At 67.4% G+C, this 14,232-nt stretch carries 15 protein-coding genes; 5 read left to right on the top strand and 10 right to left on the bottom strand.

The features are described from left to right. The first annotated feature begins 5 nt into the window (after nt 1-5). Nucleotides 6-845: an aldo/keto reductase gene (locus ASE48_RS07085; RefSeq protein ID WP_057166340.1), complete on the top strand. Its 840-nt coding sequence runs from the start codon at nt 6-8 to the stop codon at nt 843-845. Between the two features lie 19 nt (nt 846-864). Here ASE48_RS07085 and ASE48_RS07080 read toward each other — a convergent pair whose 3' ends face one another. Both ASE48_RS07080 and ASE48_RS07075 read right to left on the bottom strand, forming a co-directional pair. Next, nucleotides 865-2,007 (bottom strand): hypothetical protein, encoded by a 1,143-nt coding sequence (locus ASE48_RS07080; protein ID WP_057166339.1) that lies wholly within the window; start codon nt 2,005-2,007, stop codon nt 865-867. Next, entirely contained in the window at nt 2,000-2,929 is a 930-nt protein-coding gene (locus ASE48_RS07075) for a metal-dependent hydrolase (RefSeq protein ID WP_057166338.1), read from the bottom strand. The genes ASE48_RS07080 and ASE48_RS07075 overlap by 8 nt, the downstream gene beginning before the upstream one ends. A 94-nt stretch (nt 2,930-3,023) precedes the next feature. On the opposite strand from ASE48_RS07075, the gene ASE48_RS07070 reads away from it, so the two are divergent. After that, entirely contained in the window at nt 3,024-3,677 is a 654-nt protein-coding gene (locus ASE48_RS07070; RefSeq protein ID WP_057166337.1) for a TetR/AcrR family transcriptional regulator, read from the top strand. After that, nucleotides 3,674-4,333 carry a TetR/AcrR family transcriptional regulator gene (locus tag ASE48_RS07065; protein WP_057166336.1) on the top strand — a complete coding sequence of 220 codons (660 nt, stop codon included), beginning with the start codon at nt 3,674-3,676 and terminating at the stop codon, nt 4,331-4,333. The genes ASE48_RS07070 and ASE48_RS07065 overlap by 4 nt, the downstream gene beginning before the upstream one ends. A 3-nt stretch (nt 4,334-4,336) precedes the next feature. On the opposite strand, the gene ASE48_RS07060 is transcribed toward ASE48_RS07065, so the two are convergent. Together ASE48_RS07060 and ASE48_RS07055 are read right to left on the bottom strand one after the other, a co-directional pair. After that, nucleotides 4,337-5,119: a serine hydrolase gene (locus tag ASE48_RS07060; RefSeq protein ID WP_082614044.1), complete on the bottom strand. Its 783-nt coding sequence runs from the start codon at nt 5,117-5,119 to the stop codon at nt 4,337-4,339. Nucleotides 5,120-5,148: 29 nt separating this feature from the next. After that, nucleotides 5,149-5,808, bottom strand: a complete 660-nt coding sequence (locus ASE48_RS07055) for a DsbA family protein (RefSeq protein WP_442928707.1) — start codon at nt 5,806-5,808, stop codon at nt 5,149-5,151. A gap of 119 nt (nt 5,809-5,927) precedes the next feature. On the opposite strand from ASE48_RS07055, the gene ASE48_RS07050 reads away from it, so the two are divergent. Then, nucleotides 5,928-7,127 (top strand): L,D-transpeptidase, encoded by a 1,200-nt coding sequence (locus ASE48_RS07050; protein ID WP_057166335.1) that lies wholly within the window; start codon nt 5,928-5,930, stop codon nt 7,125-7,127. A gap of 20 nt (nt 7,128-7,147) precedes the next feature. On the opposite strand, the gene ASE48_RS07045 is transcribed toward ASE48_RS07050, so the two are convergent. From ASE48_RS07045 to ASE48_RS07025, 5 genes are read right to left on the bottom strand one after another with little or no spacing between them, the layout of a single operon-like run. Then, on the bottom strand, nt 7,148-8,062 hold the full coding sequence (locus ASE48_RS07045) for a M56 family metallopeptidase (RefSeq protein WP_057166334.1): 915 nt from the start codon (nt 8,060-8,062) through the stop codon (nt 7,148-7,150). Further along, nucleotides 8,059-8,436: a BlaI/MecI/CopY family transcriptional regulator gene (locus ASE48_RS07040; protein WP_057166333.1), complete on the bottom strand. Its 378-nt coding sequence runs from the start codon at nt 8,434-8,436 to the stop codon at nt 8,059-8,061. Before ASE48_RS07040 ends, ASE48_RS07045 begins: the two co-directional genes overlap by 4 nt. Before the next feature lie 54 nt (nt 8,437-8,490). Beyond that, complete coding sequence (locus ASE48_RS07035; RefSeq protein WP_057166332.1) at nt 8,491-9,195, bottom strand: HNH endonuclease family protein; 705 nt, start codon at nt 9,193-9,195, stop codon at nt 8,491-8,493. Further along, entirely contained in the window at nt 9,192-11,420 is a 2,229-nt protein-coding gene (recG, locus tag ASE48_RS07030) for an ATP-dependent DNA helicase RecG (RefSeq protein ID WP_057166331.1), read from the bottom strand. Before recG ends, ASE48_RS07035 begins: the two co-directional genes overlap by 4 nt. Before the next feature lie 3 nt (nt 11,421-11,423). Next, nucleotides 11,424-13,022: a DAK2 domain-containing protein gene (locus ASE48_RS07025; RefSeq protein WP_057166330.1), complete on the bottom strand. Its 1,599-nt coding sequence runs from the start codon at nt 13,020-13,022 to the stop codon at nt 11,424-11,426. A gap of 222 nt (nt 13,023-13,244) precedes the next feature. Between ASE48_RS07025 and rpmB the strand changes: the two genes are divergently transcribed. Then, the gene (gene rpmB, locus ASE48_RS07020) at nt 13,245-13,439 is read left to right on the top strand and encodes a 50S ribosomal protein L28 (protein WP_057166329.1); all 195 of its coding nucleotides are present in this window, start codon (nt 13,245-13,247) and stop codon (nt 13,437-13,439) included. An 88-nt stretch (nt 13,440-13,527) separates the two neighbouring features. On the opposite strand, the gene ASE48_RS07015 is transcribed toward rpmB, so the two are convergent. After that, nucleotides 13,528-14,211, bottom strand: a complete 684-nt coding sequence (locus tag ASE48_RS07015) for a uracil-DNA glycosylase (protein ID WP_057166328.1) — start codon at nt 14,209-14,211, stop codon at nt 13,528-13,530. Nucleotides 14,212-14,232: the final 21 nt, after the last annotated feature.

The following is a 14,232-nucleotide window of genomic DNA, read 5'->3' as shown; positions in this document are numbered from 1 at the left end:
TAGACATGACATCGGCAGCTGCGGCGCCAAACATCGGTTTGAGCGATGAGAACACCATCCCGGCCCTCGGCATCGGAGTGGGTGGTCTCTCCGACACCGAGGCCGAGCAGGCGGTCGCGGCCGCACTGGAAATCGGTGTCCGCCTTATCGATACCGCAGCCGCCTACGGCAACGAAGAGGGTGTCGGCCGGGCCATCGCGGCCTCCGGCGTGCCGCGCGCCGAGATCTTCCTCACCACCAAACTGGACATCGCGGACCTGGGATTCCAGGCCTCCCAGGATGCCGCGAGGGCCAGCGTGGAGCGCCTGGGTCAGGAGTACGTCGACCTCTACCTCATCCACTGGCCCGGCGGTGAGGGCGGAAAGTACGTGGACACCTGGGGTGGACTCATGCGCGTCCAGAGCGACGGGCTCGCCAAGTCGATCGGTGTCGCCAACTTCACCCCGGAGCATCTGTCGACGATCATCGATCTGACCTATGTGGTGCCGACCGTCAACCAGGTGGAACTGCACCCGCAACTGGTCCAGACCGAGCTGCGCGCGGCGCATGCCGAGCACGGCATCGTCACGCAGGCCTACAGCCCGCTGGGCGTGGGCAAGCTGCTGGAGAACCCGACGGTCACCTCGGTCGCCGGTGAGTACGGCAAGACGCCCGCCCAGGTGCTGATCCGCTGGAATCTGCAATTGAGCAATGCGGTCGTTTTCCGTTCGACCTCGGCGGAACGCATCGCGCAGAACTTCGACGTGTTCGACTTCGAGCTGGCCGAGGAGCACCTGGCGGCGCTGACCGGCCTGGACGACGGCACCCGGTTCCGCCCGGATCCCACCACCTACACCGGCGAGTAGCCCACTTCTCGGCGCGAGCTCACGACACCGGCGCGGGCACCTTCTGGGTCTGGGCCGCCGAGACCGTCAGCGCGGCAAAGGTACTCAGGCCGGCGATGACGAAACACAGTGCGGTGTACCAGAGACTGCCCACTGGGTCCCCGTTGTCGGTGACGCCGTCGACGGACCCGAAATACGCGGGCAGCGCGGTCACCCACAGCACGGCCATGACCGCCAGGTAGCCGACGCCGAAGCGCACCATCAACGGGTTCGCATACCGCGCCTCGGTGGCACCGGCCGGCGTGTTGCGCAGCCGCTGCCACTGTTTGACCATCACCGGGATCGCGACGACGGCGATCACCACGAGTTCCAGCGCGTACACCACACCCATCACCGTGACGTTGGTGAACGATCCGATGACCGTCGCGGGTGCGGGCAGCAGCACGGTGCCGATCGAGGCCAACAGGCCGATGACGACGGTGCGCCACACGATCTGTAGACCGGTGAACCGCCGGCCCCGGTCGGCGTGGCGCCCGACGAAGAACTGCACGCAGAAGGCCAGCGACATCGGCCAGAGCGCGGCGAACACCACGACGCTGGGCAACGGCACCGAGTCCAGGAACGGCTGGTTCATCGGGTGATCCAGCGTCCACTCCCACCAACGCAGTTGCGGGCCCAGGTGATCGAATATCTCGTAGAAGGCGTGGTGCACGAAGCCGACGCACACCGCGCCGACCAGGGTGCCGTAACGACGAAAGACCCCAAGGGTTCTCACGATCTCGAAGGCGATGGTGGCCATCATCGGGTAGATCGCGACGATGTAGAGCGGCAGCCGGCCCCACAGGAAGTCCACGGTGAACACGTTGTGCGCGAACATCGTGTCGACGTACTCGGAGATTCCGAACTGCGCCGGGAAGTACAGCGGCGGTTCGATGATCAGCAGATAGGCGATGGCGCCGAACCACAGCGCGATATTGGTCGCGTCTCCGTGCCGGCGGAGTCGGGTGACCGCGTACACCAGGGCCAGGATCGCGCCGGCGATCACCGTGAGTTCCAGCACCGGCAGTGTCCAGTTCTCAAGACCGAACGGGCTGCGAAGTTCCACCAGGCCGCCGGCCTCCGCGCAGGAGAATCCCAGGCGTTCGGCCAGTTGCTCGAACGTCGGTGCGCACAGGTCAGACATCGGCTGCCTCCTTGTTGTCGGCCGTGTACCACTTGGTGACGTCGTATCCGGCGTCGAACCGATCGAACCATTGCGCGGCCAGCGCGGGCAGCTTTTCGTGTTCCGGATTGTGGCCGGGGATCTGGCTGCGCACGATGCCGGCCATCGCGGTGGCCATCTCGCGCTTGGGCAGGTGGGCGAACGCGTTCGCCAGCGGCCCGTAGTTGGGGCGGCGCCCGATGCGGGTGAGGAACTGGTTCTTGCGCCGCTCCAAGGCGAAGGTGGAGACCGCGTCGACCTTGCGCACCTCCAGCGGAATGTGTTTGTTGAACCCGTCGCAGGCCAACCGGACCACGTCGAGGACGTGCTTGAAGATCGAGGGCGCCACCCGCATCCGGTACCAGGGGTCGTCGACGAGTCCGTCGTAGATGATCAGCGCGGAACTACGGTGCTCGACCTCTTCGACGAAGTGCCAGAGGAACAGTGAGGCCACCCGGTCATCGCCGGGAGCGAACAGCGTGTCGTCGTGATCGAGCATCAGTTTGAAGACGGGCGTGAACGTGGCTTCGAGATCGGCGGTGTACGCGAGCCGGTACTTCAGCGGCTTGGTGTCCACGAGGTCGTCGAAGGCCGCGATCACCTCATCGAGGGTTTCCTTGAGTGCCGGGTAGGCCTTGATCAGACCGCGGGCGTGCTGGCGGTGGGCCATCGAGTGCTGGCCCTCCTGGCGTGTGAAGGCGTCGGCCTCCTCGGCGATGGCCGGGTCGGTGAGCAGCGGCTTCGCCTCGGCCATCGTGGTGACGATCATCTTCTCGAACGCGATGGCCAGAAATGACACCGCATTGGCCATCGCGGAGAACGCCGGGTTGGTCTCATTCCAGAGGAACGGCACGTCGTGGTCGGCGAAGCCGAACCGCATCTTGCGCACTTGGAGGTTGGTCATGCCCGCAAACTATCACACGATCATACGACTCTACGTCTAACTGTATGATGACATGTGCGTGCTACCGTCGCGTACCGCCGAGAGGGAGTTGGTCATGGCACGCAGGCGCGGGTGGGGCGGCAACCCACCCCAGACCGATGAAGAGGCCACCCAGCGCATCATCACGGCCGCCGTCGATCTGATCAGCGCCACCGGATCGGCCGTCTCCCTCGCCGAGGTCGCCAACTCACTGGGCATCATCCGCCAGACCGTCTACCGCTACTTCCCCACCTCCGATGCCCTGATGCACGCGGTGGCCATGGGTTCGGTCGATGCCTTTCTGGACCGTCTCGCCGACAGCGTGCGCGGTCTGCACGACCCGGCCGACGCGCTCACCCAAGGCACCCTGTTCACCCTCGACGAGGTCAGCCGCACCCCGCACCTGGGCATCCTGCTCTCAGAGTCCTACCCGCACAACCACACCGAGGATCTGACCTCCGAGGAGGCCCGCGCCATCGGCATGCGCATGGTCGACCGTTTCGACGTGGACTGGGCCGCCCACGGCTATGACGAAGCCAGCCTTCAGGAGTTGGTGGAGTTCACGCTGCGGATCATGCTGTCCTTCTTCGTCGCGCCCAACGACGCCCACCGGCCACCGGCCGAGCTACGAAAATTCCTGCGGCGCTGGCTCGGTGGCGCGGTGGCCGCCCAGCGGGATCACATCGCGCACGCCGCCACCGGCAGCATCACACAGGTGTTCCCGCCGTGACCACCACCGACGAACCCCGCCGCGCGTTGCGCAAGGACGCCGAACGCAATCGGCAACGCGTCCTCGATGCCGCGCGGGACCTGTTCGCGCAGCGAGGCCTGGAAGCCACCCTCAACGACGTCGCCCACCATGCCAATGTCGGTGTCGGAACCGTATATCGGCGTTTCGCCACGAAACAGGAACTGCTCGACGCGATCTTCGAGAACGCCATCGAGCAGATCGTGGCGCTCGCCGAATCGGCCATGCAGCGCCAGAACTCGTGGGACGGCTTCGTGTGGTTCGTCGAACATCTCTGTGAGCTGACCGCAACCGATCGCGGTCTGCGCGAGATGGTCTACAGCACCGCCTATGGCGGATACCCGGTCGAATGCGCGCGGCTTCGGCTGGTGCCCCCGATCTCGCGACTCGTCGACCGCGCCCGCGCCGATGGTTATCTGCGTGCCGATGCCGACCACACCGATATGCCGATCCTCAGCATGCTGGCCGGCACCGTGAGTGAGTGGGCCGGCCATGTCGAGCCCGACCTCTGGCGCCGCTACGTCGCGTTGCTGCTCGACGGTCTGCGGCACCGCGACGGACAGGCCCGGCTGCCGGTGAACGCACTCGACGACGATCAGATGGACACCGCGATGAACGGCTGGCAGCCGGCGGGCTGAACCCTACGGTCCCAGCAGAATTCGGGACAGCTCGGTCGTCGTTTGCACCCCGTCGTCGTATCCGCCGTCGCCACCGAGACCGTTCATGATGGCCAGGGTGTAGCGCTGGCCCGGGCCGGCGAATCCGACAGAATTGACCACCCACCCACCCTGCTCCTGCGACCAGCCGTTCTTGTTGCCCGGCGTCATCGCCGCACCGGCACCCCAGACACCCCACTGCTGCGAGCTGTCCACCCGCTGCATCTCGGCGACCACCGCTGCCGCGTTGGCCGGCGTGAGCCCGGTGAGCACATAGTTCATCAAGGCGTCGAAATCGTCGGCGGTGCCCTTCTGAAAGCCCCAGTACGGATAGACGTCACCGAAACCGGATTGGGGCCGCACGCTTTTCATCCCGAACCGAGCGAAGTTCGTATTGAACACGTTGTCGGTGCCGCCGTGGCGCGACCACAGTGAGTCGGCGGCCTCGTTGTCGGAACTGCGCAGCATTGCGGCCATCTGATCCCGGTCTGCCGCGGTGAGACGCAACGTCCCGGCCTGTTCGCGGGTGAGCAGGTCGGCCACCATCGCCAGTTTGATCGTCGACGCGGTCCAGATCGGTGTCCCCGCCGCGGCGTTGCGGTACCGCGCGCCGGTGACCCGGTCACGCAGCACGAACCCGACCGTTCCCGGTCGGGTCGCGACGTACTTCTCGGCGGTCGCGACGCGCTGTTGCAGCACACATTGCGGGTCCGAGGTATCGCAGTTCGCCGAGGCCACCGGAGCGGCGATGAGGCCCGCGCACAGCATCCAGACCGCCACCAGGGCACGTGCGGGTGTCACCCCAGCGCGCTGTCGATGGCGTTGCGCAGGTCTTCTGATCTCTGTACGGGAATCTGCTCGCCGTTGACGAAGAAGGTGGGTGTACCCATCACACCGAGCGCTTCGCCGTCACGCTGGTCGACCCGGATGCGTTCCAGGGTGGCCGGGTCGTTGTAGGCGGCGTCGAAGGCCGCCAGGTCCAGGCCGAGATCGCCGGCGAAACCGCGGAAGACGTCATCGGCGGGCGTGCGCTGCTCGCCCCATTCGGCCTGGGTGTCGAACATCTTTCGGTACATCGCTTCAAGCCGGCCCTGCTGCGCTGCGGCTTCCACGGCACGCGCGGCGCGTTCGCCGTTGAAGTGACCCGACAAGGGGAAGTACCGCAGCACGAACTCGACGCGGTCACCGTAGTCGGTGCGCAGCTGTTCGACGATCGGATAGGCGGCCCGGCAGCCCTCGCATTCGAAGTCCAGGAATTCGACGAATGTCACGGTCGCGTCCTGCGGAGCGTTCAGGCGGTGGCTGCTGTCGCGCACCACCTGCACCGCGCCGGTGTCCGATGCCTGCGCGTCGCGATCGTCCTCGCCGCGGGTGGCCAGTAGCACGACACCCACCGCAAGGATCACCAGGACGGCGAATGCGGTCACCCAGGCGCGGCCGGCGCGGGTCTTCAACACGGTTTCTCTTCCCCGATGCACCGCTCGCGTCGCCCCGCACACGCGTTGACGTGCATCTACGTAGTTACTACGTAGGATGTTAGCGCAAGGGCACTTCGACGGACGGCAGGAACACTGTGATGAGGCGGGCGACATCGGCAACCGCGGCTCTGGCTCTGCTGACCGTCGTGGCGGTCGTGTTGGGGTTGAGTGCCTGCACCTCGGCACCGGCCCCGCCGCAAGCACAGACGGTGACGGACAAGGGCACGCCGTACGGGGACTTGTTGGTACCGACATTGCAGGCCTCGGTCACCGACGGCGACATCGGCGTGTCGGTGGAGGAACCGGTGACCGTCAGCGTCGAGGCCGGTGTGCTCGGCGAGGTGACACTGGTGAATGCCCAGGGCCGGGTCGTCGACGGCGAACTGAGCGCCGACGGCGTCTCCTGGCGTTCCGCCGAACCACTGGGCTACAACAAGGAATACACGCTCGACGCCGACGCCTTCGGATTGGGCGGGGTGACCCACACCAGCGCGACCTTCGAGACACACTCCCCGCAGAATCTGGCGATGCCCTACGTCATGCCCGATGACGGCGCGGTGGTCGGTGTGGGCCAGCCCATTTCGGTGACCTTCGATGAGGTCATCCCCAATCGGGTGGCCGCGCAACGCGCCATCACCGTGACCACCACCCCGGAGGTCGAGGGGGCGTTCTACTGGCTCAGCGGCCGCGAGGTCCGCTGGCGGCCCGCGCAATACTGGAAACCCGGCACCATCGTCGAGGTGCAGGTGAAGACCTACGGCGTGGATCTCGGCGATGGCCTGTTCGGCCAGGACGATGCCACCACCCGATTCACCATCGGCGACGAGGTCATCGCCACCGCCGATGACGCCACCAAGACGCTGACCGTGCGCGTCAACGGCGAAGTGGCCAAGACGATGCCGATCTCGATGGGCAAGGACAAGACACCCACCGACCACGGCACCTACATCGTGGCCGAACGCCTGGCGGACATGGTGATGGATTCGTCGACCTACGGCGTGGCGGTGAACTCACCCGACGGGTATCGCACCGAGGTCAAGTGGGCCACCCGGATGTCCTACAGCGGGATCTTCGTGCACGCCGCTCCCTGGTCGGTGGGCAGTCAGGGCCGGGCCAACGTCAGCCACGGCTGCCTCAACGCCAGCACCGAGAACGCGAAGTGGTTCTACGACAACACCAAACGCGGGGATATCGTCGAGGTGGTGAACACCGTCGGGCCGACGCTGCCGGGTACCGACGGTCTCGGTGACTGGAACATCCCGTGGGAGCAGTGGAAAGCGGGCAACGCCGCCGCCTGACCAGCCGTCTCACCTGGTTATCAGTGATGACAGATCAGGTTGATGACGACGGGTGCGCCGGCCGTCACGGCGATGGTCGCCCACGCCAGCAACCGGTGACGCTGCAGACTCCCCCGGCCCGCCGGCACGAGTAGCCGATTGGCACGCACGGCGATCGCGCTTGCGCCGACCGCCAGACCTGCCGGCTGCACCGGTCCGGCCAGTTCGAGCATTCCCGCGACCAGCGCCCGGCTGCCGTGCCGTCGAGCGGCGGCGTCATCGGCGCACATTTCCAGCAGGTCACCCACCGCCGCGGCACCGCGCGGGAAGAGCGGCAGACGCGGCAGTGTTGCGGCCAAGGCCCGCAAGAACATCAGTACCTGGTGGTGACGGCCTGCGATGTGCGCGTCTTCGTGGGCCAGCACCGCATTCAGCTGCGATGGGGTAAGGCGCTGCACGGCTGCGGTGGTCACCACGATCGCGTTCGGGCGCCCGACCACGCAATATGCGGCGGGCCGTTCGGCATTGAGCAGAAAGACATCCGGACGATCGGTGGGCAGACCTACCAGCCGGGCGGCGTGCGCGTGATCATGGCTGCGATCGCGGGACCCCCGCACCGCGCGTCCCACCTTCATGCTCACCGCTGCGGTCAGGACCACACCGGCGGCGATCACCAGCAACAGGCCCGGCAACCCCGGGGTGGCGACCTGTTCGGGGATCCCGAGCAGTTCCAGGCAGACGACCAGCACCGGTGAATCCGGTAGTCCGCGTAACCCGTTGACCACGATGAGCGATATCGCCACCGCCCATGCCGCCAGTACACCGACGATGGCCGTCAGCCAGGCCGCCACTCCCAGTTGCGGGTTCAGCCCGCGGCGGGTGAGCCTGGCCAACAGTGGCGGCGCCAGCCAGGTCACCAGCGCCCCGTAGGCCAGCAGGTAGACCGCGGCGGTCATCGGCGGCGCTTCTGGGTACCGGACGACCGCAGCGCCGCCTTCAGTTGCGCGGATTCGTCGGCCGACATCTGTTCGACGAAGAACGCCAGCACCGCCTCGGGCTTGCCGCCGGACTCGAACGCGGCGCGCATCAGGTTGGCCGAGCGCTCCTCACGGGTCATCGTCGCCCAGTACCGGTAGGCCTTGCCTTCGCGTACACGCCGCACCCAGCCCTTGCGATGCAGATTGTCCAGGGTGGACAGCACCGTGGTGTAGGCGATCTGGCGTGCGTCGGTGAGTTCCTCGAAGACCTCACGCACGGTGACGCCGTCCTCGCGGCCCCACACCCGGTCCATCACGGTCGCCTCGAGGTCACCGAACCCGCGCTGCTGCATGCGCACCTCCGTTCCCGAACGGCCAATCTACGCCTCTGCTACGTAGATCGCGCCTCAGCCCGTCGGGCACGTCCCGGCCGCCTCCCGCAGCACCCGTGCCGAGGGCGCATCCACCGGCAGCCCGTACCCGCGCAGCACCGCGGCGAACTGCACCGCGTACTGGCACCAGAACGCCCGGTTGGGCGGCATCCACACCGCCGGCTCGTTGTCACCCTTGTTCTGATTCGTCGGCCCGTCGACGGCGAGCAGATTGGCCGGGTCATTGGCGAACCGCAGCCGCATTTCGCCGGTCCAGGTGCGGGCGCCGAGATCCCAGGCCAGCGAGAGCGGAACGATGTGGTCGATCTGCACCGACGCCCCGATCTGGTTGCCGCGCACGAAGGCGATGGTGGTGTTGGTGTACGGATCGATCAGCGTGCCGGTGGCAACCGCGGTCGGGCACCGCTTGATCGATACGTACGACTTCTCGACGAGATCGCGGTCCAGGATGTCGTTTCTGGTGTCGCAGCCGTTGCGCCCGCCGGGGGCATCGTTGTCATCGTCCCAGGACTCCCCGAACGCGTCACGGCGGTAGTCGTAACCGGGCATCCGGACCGGGATCTCGATCACCCCGGCCAGCACGTCGACGCCGGGCGCGACGGTCGGGATATCGGCCTCGGCCACATATCGCGCCGAACCCGCACCGGGTTCGGTGCTGACCTGCACGGCGACCAGCACCGCCAGCGCGACGCCGGCCCCGAGCAGACCGATCCGCTTCACGACTTGTCCAGGTACTGAACCCGATCCGAGTCGGCGAACGGCGCGGCCAGCACGTCCAGCCCGGGTTGGTACTGATTGTCCAGATACGCGGACTCGCAGAAACTGCGGGCGTCCTGAATGATGCCCAGATGATCTGCCAATGACAGGAAGCGCAGCGTGGTGAGACGTCCGGACTGGTTGTAGCCCAGCACATCTCCCTCCTGACGCTCCTGGAGGTCGAGGTCGGCCAACGCGAAACCGTCCAGGGTGCCCGCCACCGCGCGCAACCGTTCACCGGCCTTGGAACTCTCCGGCATCCGTGTCACCAACAGGCACAGGCTCGGATGCTGCCCGCGGCCGATACGCCCCCGCAGCTGGTGCAACTGGCTGATGCCGAACCGGTCGGCATCCATCACCACCATCATGGTGGCGTTGGGCACGTCGACGCCGACCTCGATGACGGTGGTACAGATCAGCACGTCGATCTCGCCGGCCCGGAATGCCGACATCACCGCGTCCTTCTCCTCGGGCGCCAGCCGCCCGTGCATCAGCCCGAGCCGTAACCCGGCCAACGGCCCGGTGCTCAGCCGTTCCAGCACCTGCAGCACGGTGACCGGCGGCGGGCCGTGCTCGTAGGCGTTCTTCTTGTCGGGCTCCTCATCGATACGCGAGGCCACCACGTAGGCCTGCCGCCCGGCGGCCACCTCCTCGATGATGCGCGCCCACGCCCGGTCCAGCCAGGACGGCTTGTCCTTGGTGAACACCACATTGCTGGTGATGGGCTGGCGTCCACGGGGCAGCTCTCGCAGCGTGGAGGTCTCCAGGTCGCCGAACACGGTCAGGGCGATGGTGCGCGGGATAGGCGTCGCCGTCATCACCAGCAGGTGCGGGGTGATCCCCCCGGTGGCCTTGGCGCGCAACCGGTCCCGTTGCTCGACGCCGAACCGGTGCTGTTCGTCCACCACCACCATGCCGAGCCGGCCGAACTCCACCGACTCCTGGATGATGGCGTGCGTTCCCACCACGATTCCTGCTGTGCCGGAATAGATCTCATCACGGGCCTGGCGCTTCTGCTGTGGTGACATCGAACCGGTGAGCAGGGTGATGGCGGTGGCCCCGTCGGCGGCCCCGAGTTCACCGGCCATCGCCAGCGGCCCCAGTACCTGGCGGATGGAACGGTAGTGCTGCGCGGCGAGTACCTCGGTGGGCGCCAGCAGCGCGCACTGCATGCCGGCGTCGACCATCTGCAGCATCGCCAGTACCGACACGATGGTCTTGCCGGAGCCCACCTCACCCTGCAGCATCCGGTTCATCGGCCGGGTCTTGGCGAGCTCACCGGAGATGACGTCGAGCACCTCACGCTGACCGCCGGTCAACTCGAACGGCAACTGCTTCATCAGGGCGGCCGCCAGACCGTCGCTGCGCAGCGGGGCCGCCGGCCCGGTCTCACCGAGCGCGCCGTAGCGCCGCGACACCAGCGCCCACTGCAGGCCGATCGCCTCGTCGTAGGTCAGTCGTTCCTGCGCGGCCTCCCGCTCGACGGCGTTCTCCGAGACGTGCACGCGGCGCAGGGCGGTGTCTTCCGAGATCAGATTCCATTGCCGCAGAAAGGCATCCGGCAGCAGCTCGGGGATCGGGTCGAGCACCGCCAGCACCTGACAGATGCAGGCGTAGATGTCCCAGCTCTGCAGCTTCTTGGTCGCCGGATAGATCGGGAAGAACTCTCTTTCGAAGGCGGCCAGGACGTCCGAGCCGGACTCCCCCGACGCGTCGGCGATCTTCGCGAACGACCTTGTCCCGATGGTCCGTTCGCCCGGGGCGCCGATGATCAGGAACGCCGGATGCGACAGCTGCATCGTCTGCCGGAAGTAGCCGATCTCACCGGAGAGCATCACCCTGGTGCCCCGGGTGAGGCTGTTGACGAGGTAATCGGCGTTGAAGAAGGTGGCGGTGATCGCGGGGTTGCGCTCACCGAGGGTGACCTTGAGCATCTTGCGTGGTCGCTTGCCCGGCTGGGGTTTCATCTGCCGGACATCGGTGGCGGTGATGACGTCGACGAAGGTCACATGGGTGCCCTCCTCGAGTTCGATCTCCTCGCCCTCTTCGCGGACGGTCATCCCGTCGCTGTACTTGCGCGGGTAATGGCGCAGCAGGTCGTTGACCGTACGGATGCCGAAGGCTTCCTCCAGCTTGTCGGCGGCCTTGGCGCCGATGATGGGTGAGAGCAGGTCGTTGAGCGCAACCACGGGTCACTCCACCCCGATCAGCAGCGCGTCACCGTCGTGATCGGTGCGGTAACTGACCAGTTCGGCACCCAGATGCTGCTGGCGCACGTGATCGCGCAACCGCTCCCCCACTCCCTCGTCGACACCGCTGCCGATCAGCACGGTGATCAGCTCGCCACCGGCGGCGAGCAACAGATCGATCAGACCGGCCCCGGCCGAGGCCACATCGCGCCCGACGATCAGCACTTCATCACCTGAGATGCCCAGTCCGTCACCGGGTTTGCAGTGCCCCGCCCAGGTCAGCGCGTCATCGGTGGCCACCCGCACCGAACCGTGCCGCGCGCCGGCGGCGGCGCGCGCCATGGTGTATCCGTCGTCCACACCCTGGCGGGCCCCGTCGTGTACGGCCAGGGCCGCCAGCCCCTGCACCATCGAGGCGGTCGGCACCGGCACCACATCGATACCCCACCCGGTCGCGGCCGTGCAGCCGGCCACCAGTTCCTCGGCGGCGATGAAACCGTTGGGCAGCAACATGATCTGCGCGGCATCGGCGTCGACCAGCGCGCGCAGCAGCTGCTGCGCGCTGATCGGCACGCCATCGTGCGGGCGCAGCACCCGGGCACCTTCGCCGGCGAACAGAGTCGCCGCGCCGTCGCCGTCGACCACGGCGAGCACCGCGCGGTCGCGCCCGGCGGTGTGCACCGGACGGGCGCCGGTGAGCACGGTGATCTGGATACTGCTGGGACTACCTACCGCGAGCCCGGCCTCCACCGCGGCGCCGGCATCGTCGGTGTGCACGTGCACCGACTGGGTTCCGCTGCGGCCGGCGGTGATGGCCACCGAGTCGCCGAGCGCGGCCAGCGTGGCGCGCAACCCCTCCACGGACTCGGCCCGGCAGCCGTCGAGCAGGTACATGACCTCGAACTGCGGGGGCGCGGCCGAGCCGACGGCCGGTTCGGGGGCGCCGGCGGCCGGTTCGTAAGCGTGCCGCCGGGGTGCGTTTCCGACGAGGGTCGCGGTCAGCGCGTCGAGGAGCACCAGCAGACCTCGCCCGCCGGCGTCGACCACCCCGGCCTCGGCCAGCACGTCGAGTTGGTCGGTGGTGCGCTCCAAGGCGGCGACCGCCGCGGTGGCGGCCGTTTCGACGACGGTGCTGACATCGGCACCCGCGGCGGCGCGTTCTTCGGCGGTGTCGGCTGCCGAGCCGAGTACCGAGACGATGGTGCCGGGGACCGCCTCACCCATCGAGGCCACCACCAGTCCCTCGGCGCGGCGCAGGGCGGCGGCGAAGGCCTCACCGCCGATCTCGGAGAGGTGCCGTTCGGCGGTGACATCGGAGAGGCCGCGCAGAATCTGGGACAGAATCACCCCGGAGTTGCCGCGGGCACCGCGCAAGGCGCCGTCGGCCAGGCAGCCGGTGACCGCCATCAGGTCGAGATCCTCGCGCCCCTCCAGCCCGGCCACCGCCGACCGCATGGTGAACAGCATGTTGGTGCCGGTGTCGGAATCCGCGACGGGGAAGACGTTGAGCCGGTTGATCTCGTCGGTGTGGGTGATCAGGTGCCCGACGGCGGTGTGGGCCCAACGTCGCATCGCCGATGCGTCGAGCCGCGCAGCCGACATCTACACCTCCTGAGCGTCGCACCAGCCGTGCGGGCCAGAATAGCCATCGCCGCCGACAGCGGGGCCGCAGCCGCACAGGTTGTGGACAGCTCGGGTGAACGCGGCGAGCGGATCAGCGGGACGTTTTGGAGATCCGTTCACCGGGCCGGTATCCTGGTCCAGTTGTCGGGTCACCCGCTTGCGGTCGCTGGCCCCCAGTACTGATTACAAGGAGTTCTAGACATGGCTGCCGTGTGCGACATCTGCGCTAAGGGCCCCGGCTTCGGCAAGTCGGTGTCGCATTCCCATCGCCGGACCAACCGTCGCTGGAACCCGAACATCCAGACCGTCAACGCCGTGACCCGCCCCGGCGGTAACAAGCAGCGTCTGAACGTCTGCACCTCCTGCCTGAAGGCCGGCAAGGTCGCACGCGGCTGATTCCGCCTCGCGCGGTCCACAGCTGAAATCTGCACCACATCGACGGTCACCCTCGCGGGTGCCGTCGTTTTGGTGACTCCAGGTACTGCTACGGCAGTCGCCAGTCGATCGGATCGGCGCCCAGCTTCGTCAGCAGTTCATTGGTACGGCTGAACGGCTTCGATCCGAAGAATCCTCGCGACGCGGACAGCGGCGACGGGTGCACCGATTCGATGACACCGCAGCCGCCCTCGATCAGCATCGGTTTCAGCGTCTGCGCGTCGCGTCCCCAGAGCACTGCCACCAGCGGCTGCGGGCGCGCGACCAGTGCCCGGATCGCGCATTCGGTGACGGCCTCCCACCCCTTGCGGCGATGTGAGGCCGGCGCACCGGGCCGCACGGTGAGCACCCTGTTCAACAGCATCACACCCTGCGCGGCCCACGGACTCAGATCGCCGTTGGCGGGCACCGGGTAGCCGAGGTCGGCACCGTACTCGGTGAAGATGTTGACCAGGCTGCGCGGCACCGGGCGAACGTCCGGGGCCACCGAGAAACTCAGTCCCACGGCATGTCCCGGAGTCGGGTACGGATCCTGGCCGACGATCAGTACGCGGACCGCCTCGAACGGAAACGTGAACGCCCGCAGGACGTTCTCTCCGGCCGGCAGGTATTGGTGTCCGGCGGCCAGTTCGGCGCGCAGGAACTCGCCCAACTCGGTCACCTGCGGGGCCACCGGCTCGAGCGCACGCGCCCAACCGGGTTCGACGAGATCTGTCAGCGGGCGTGGTGTCACGAGGCCCAAAACTAGCGTGCC

This window comes from Mycobacterium sp. Root265, assembly GCF_001428895.1.
Classification (GTDB): Bacteria; Actinomycetota; Actinomycetes; order Mycobacteriales; family Mycobacteriaceae; genus Mycobacterium.
This window is presented reverse-complemented; position numbering and strand designations above follow the sequence as displayed.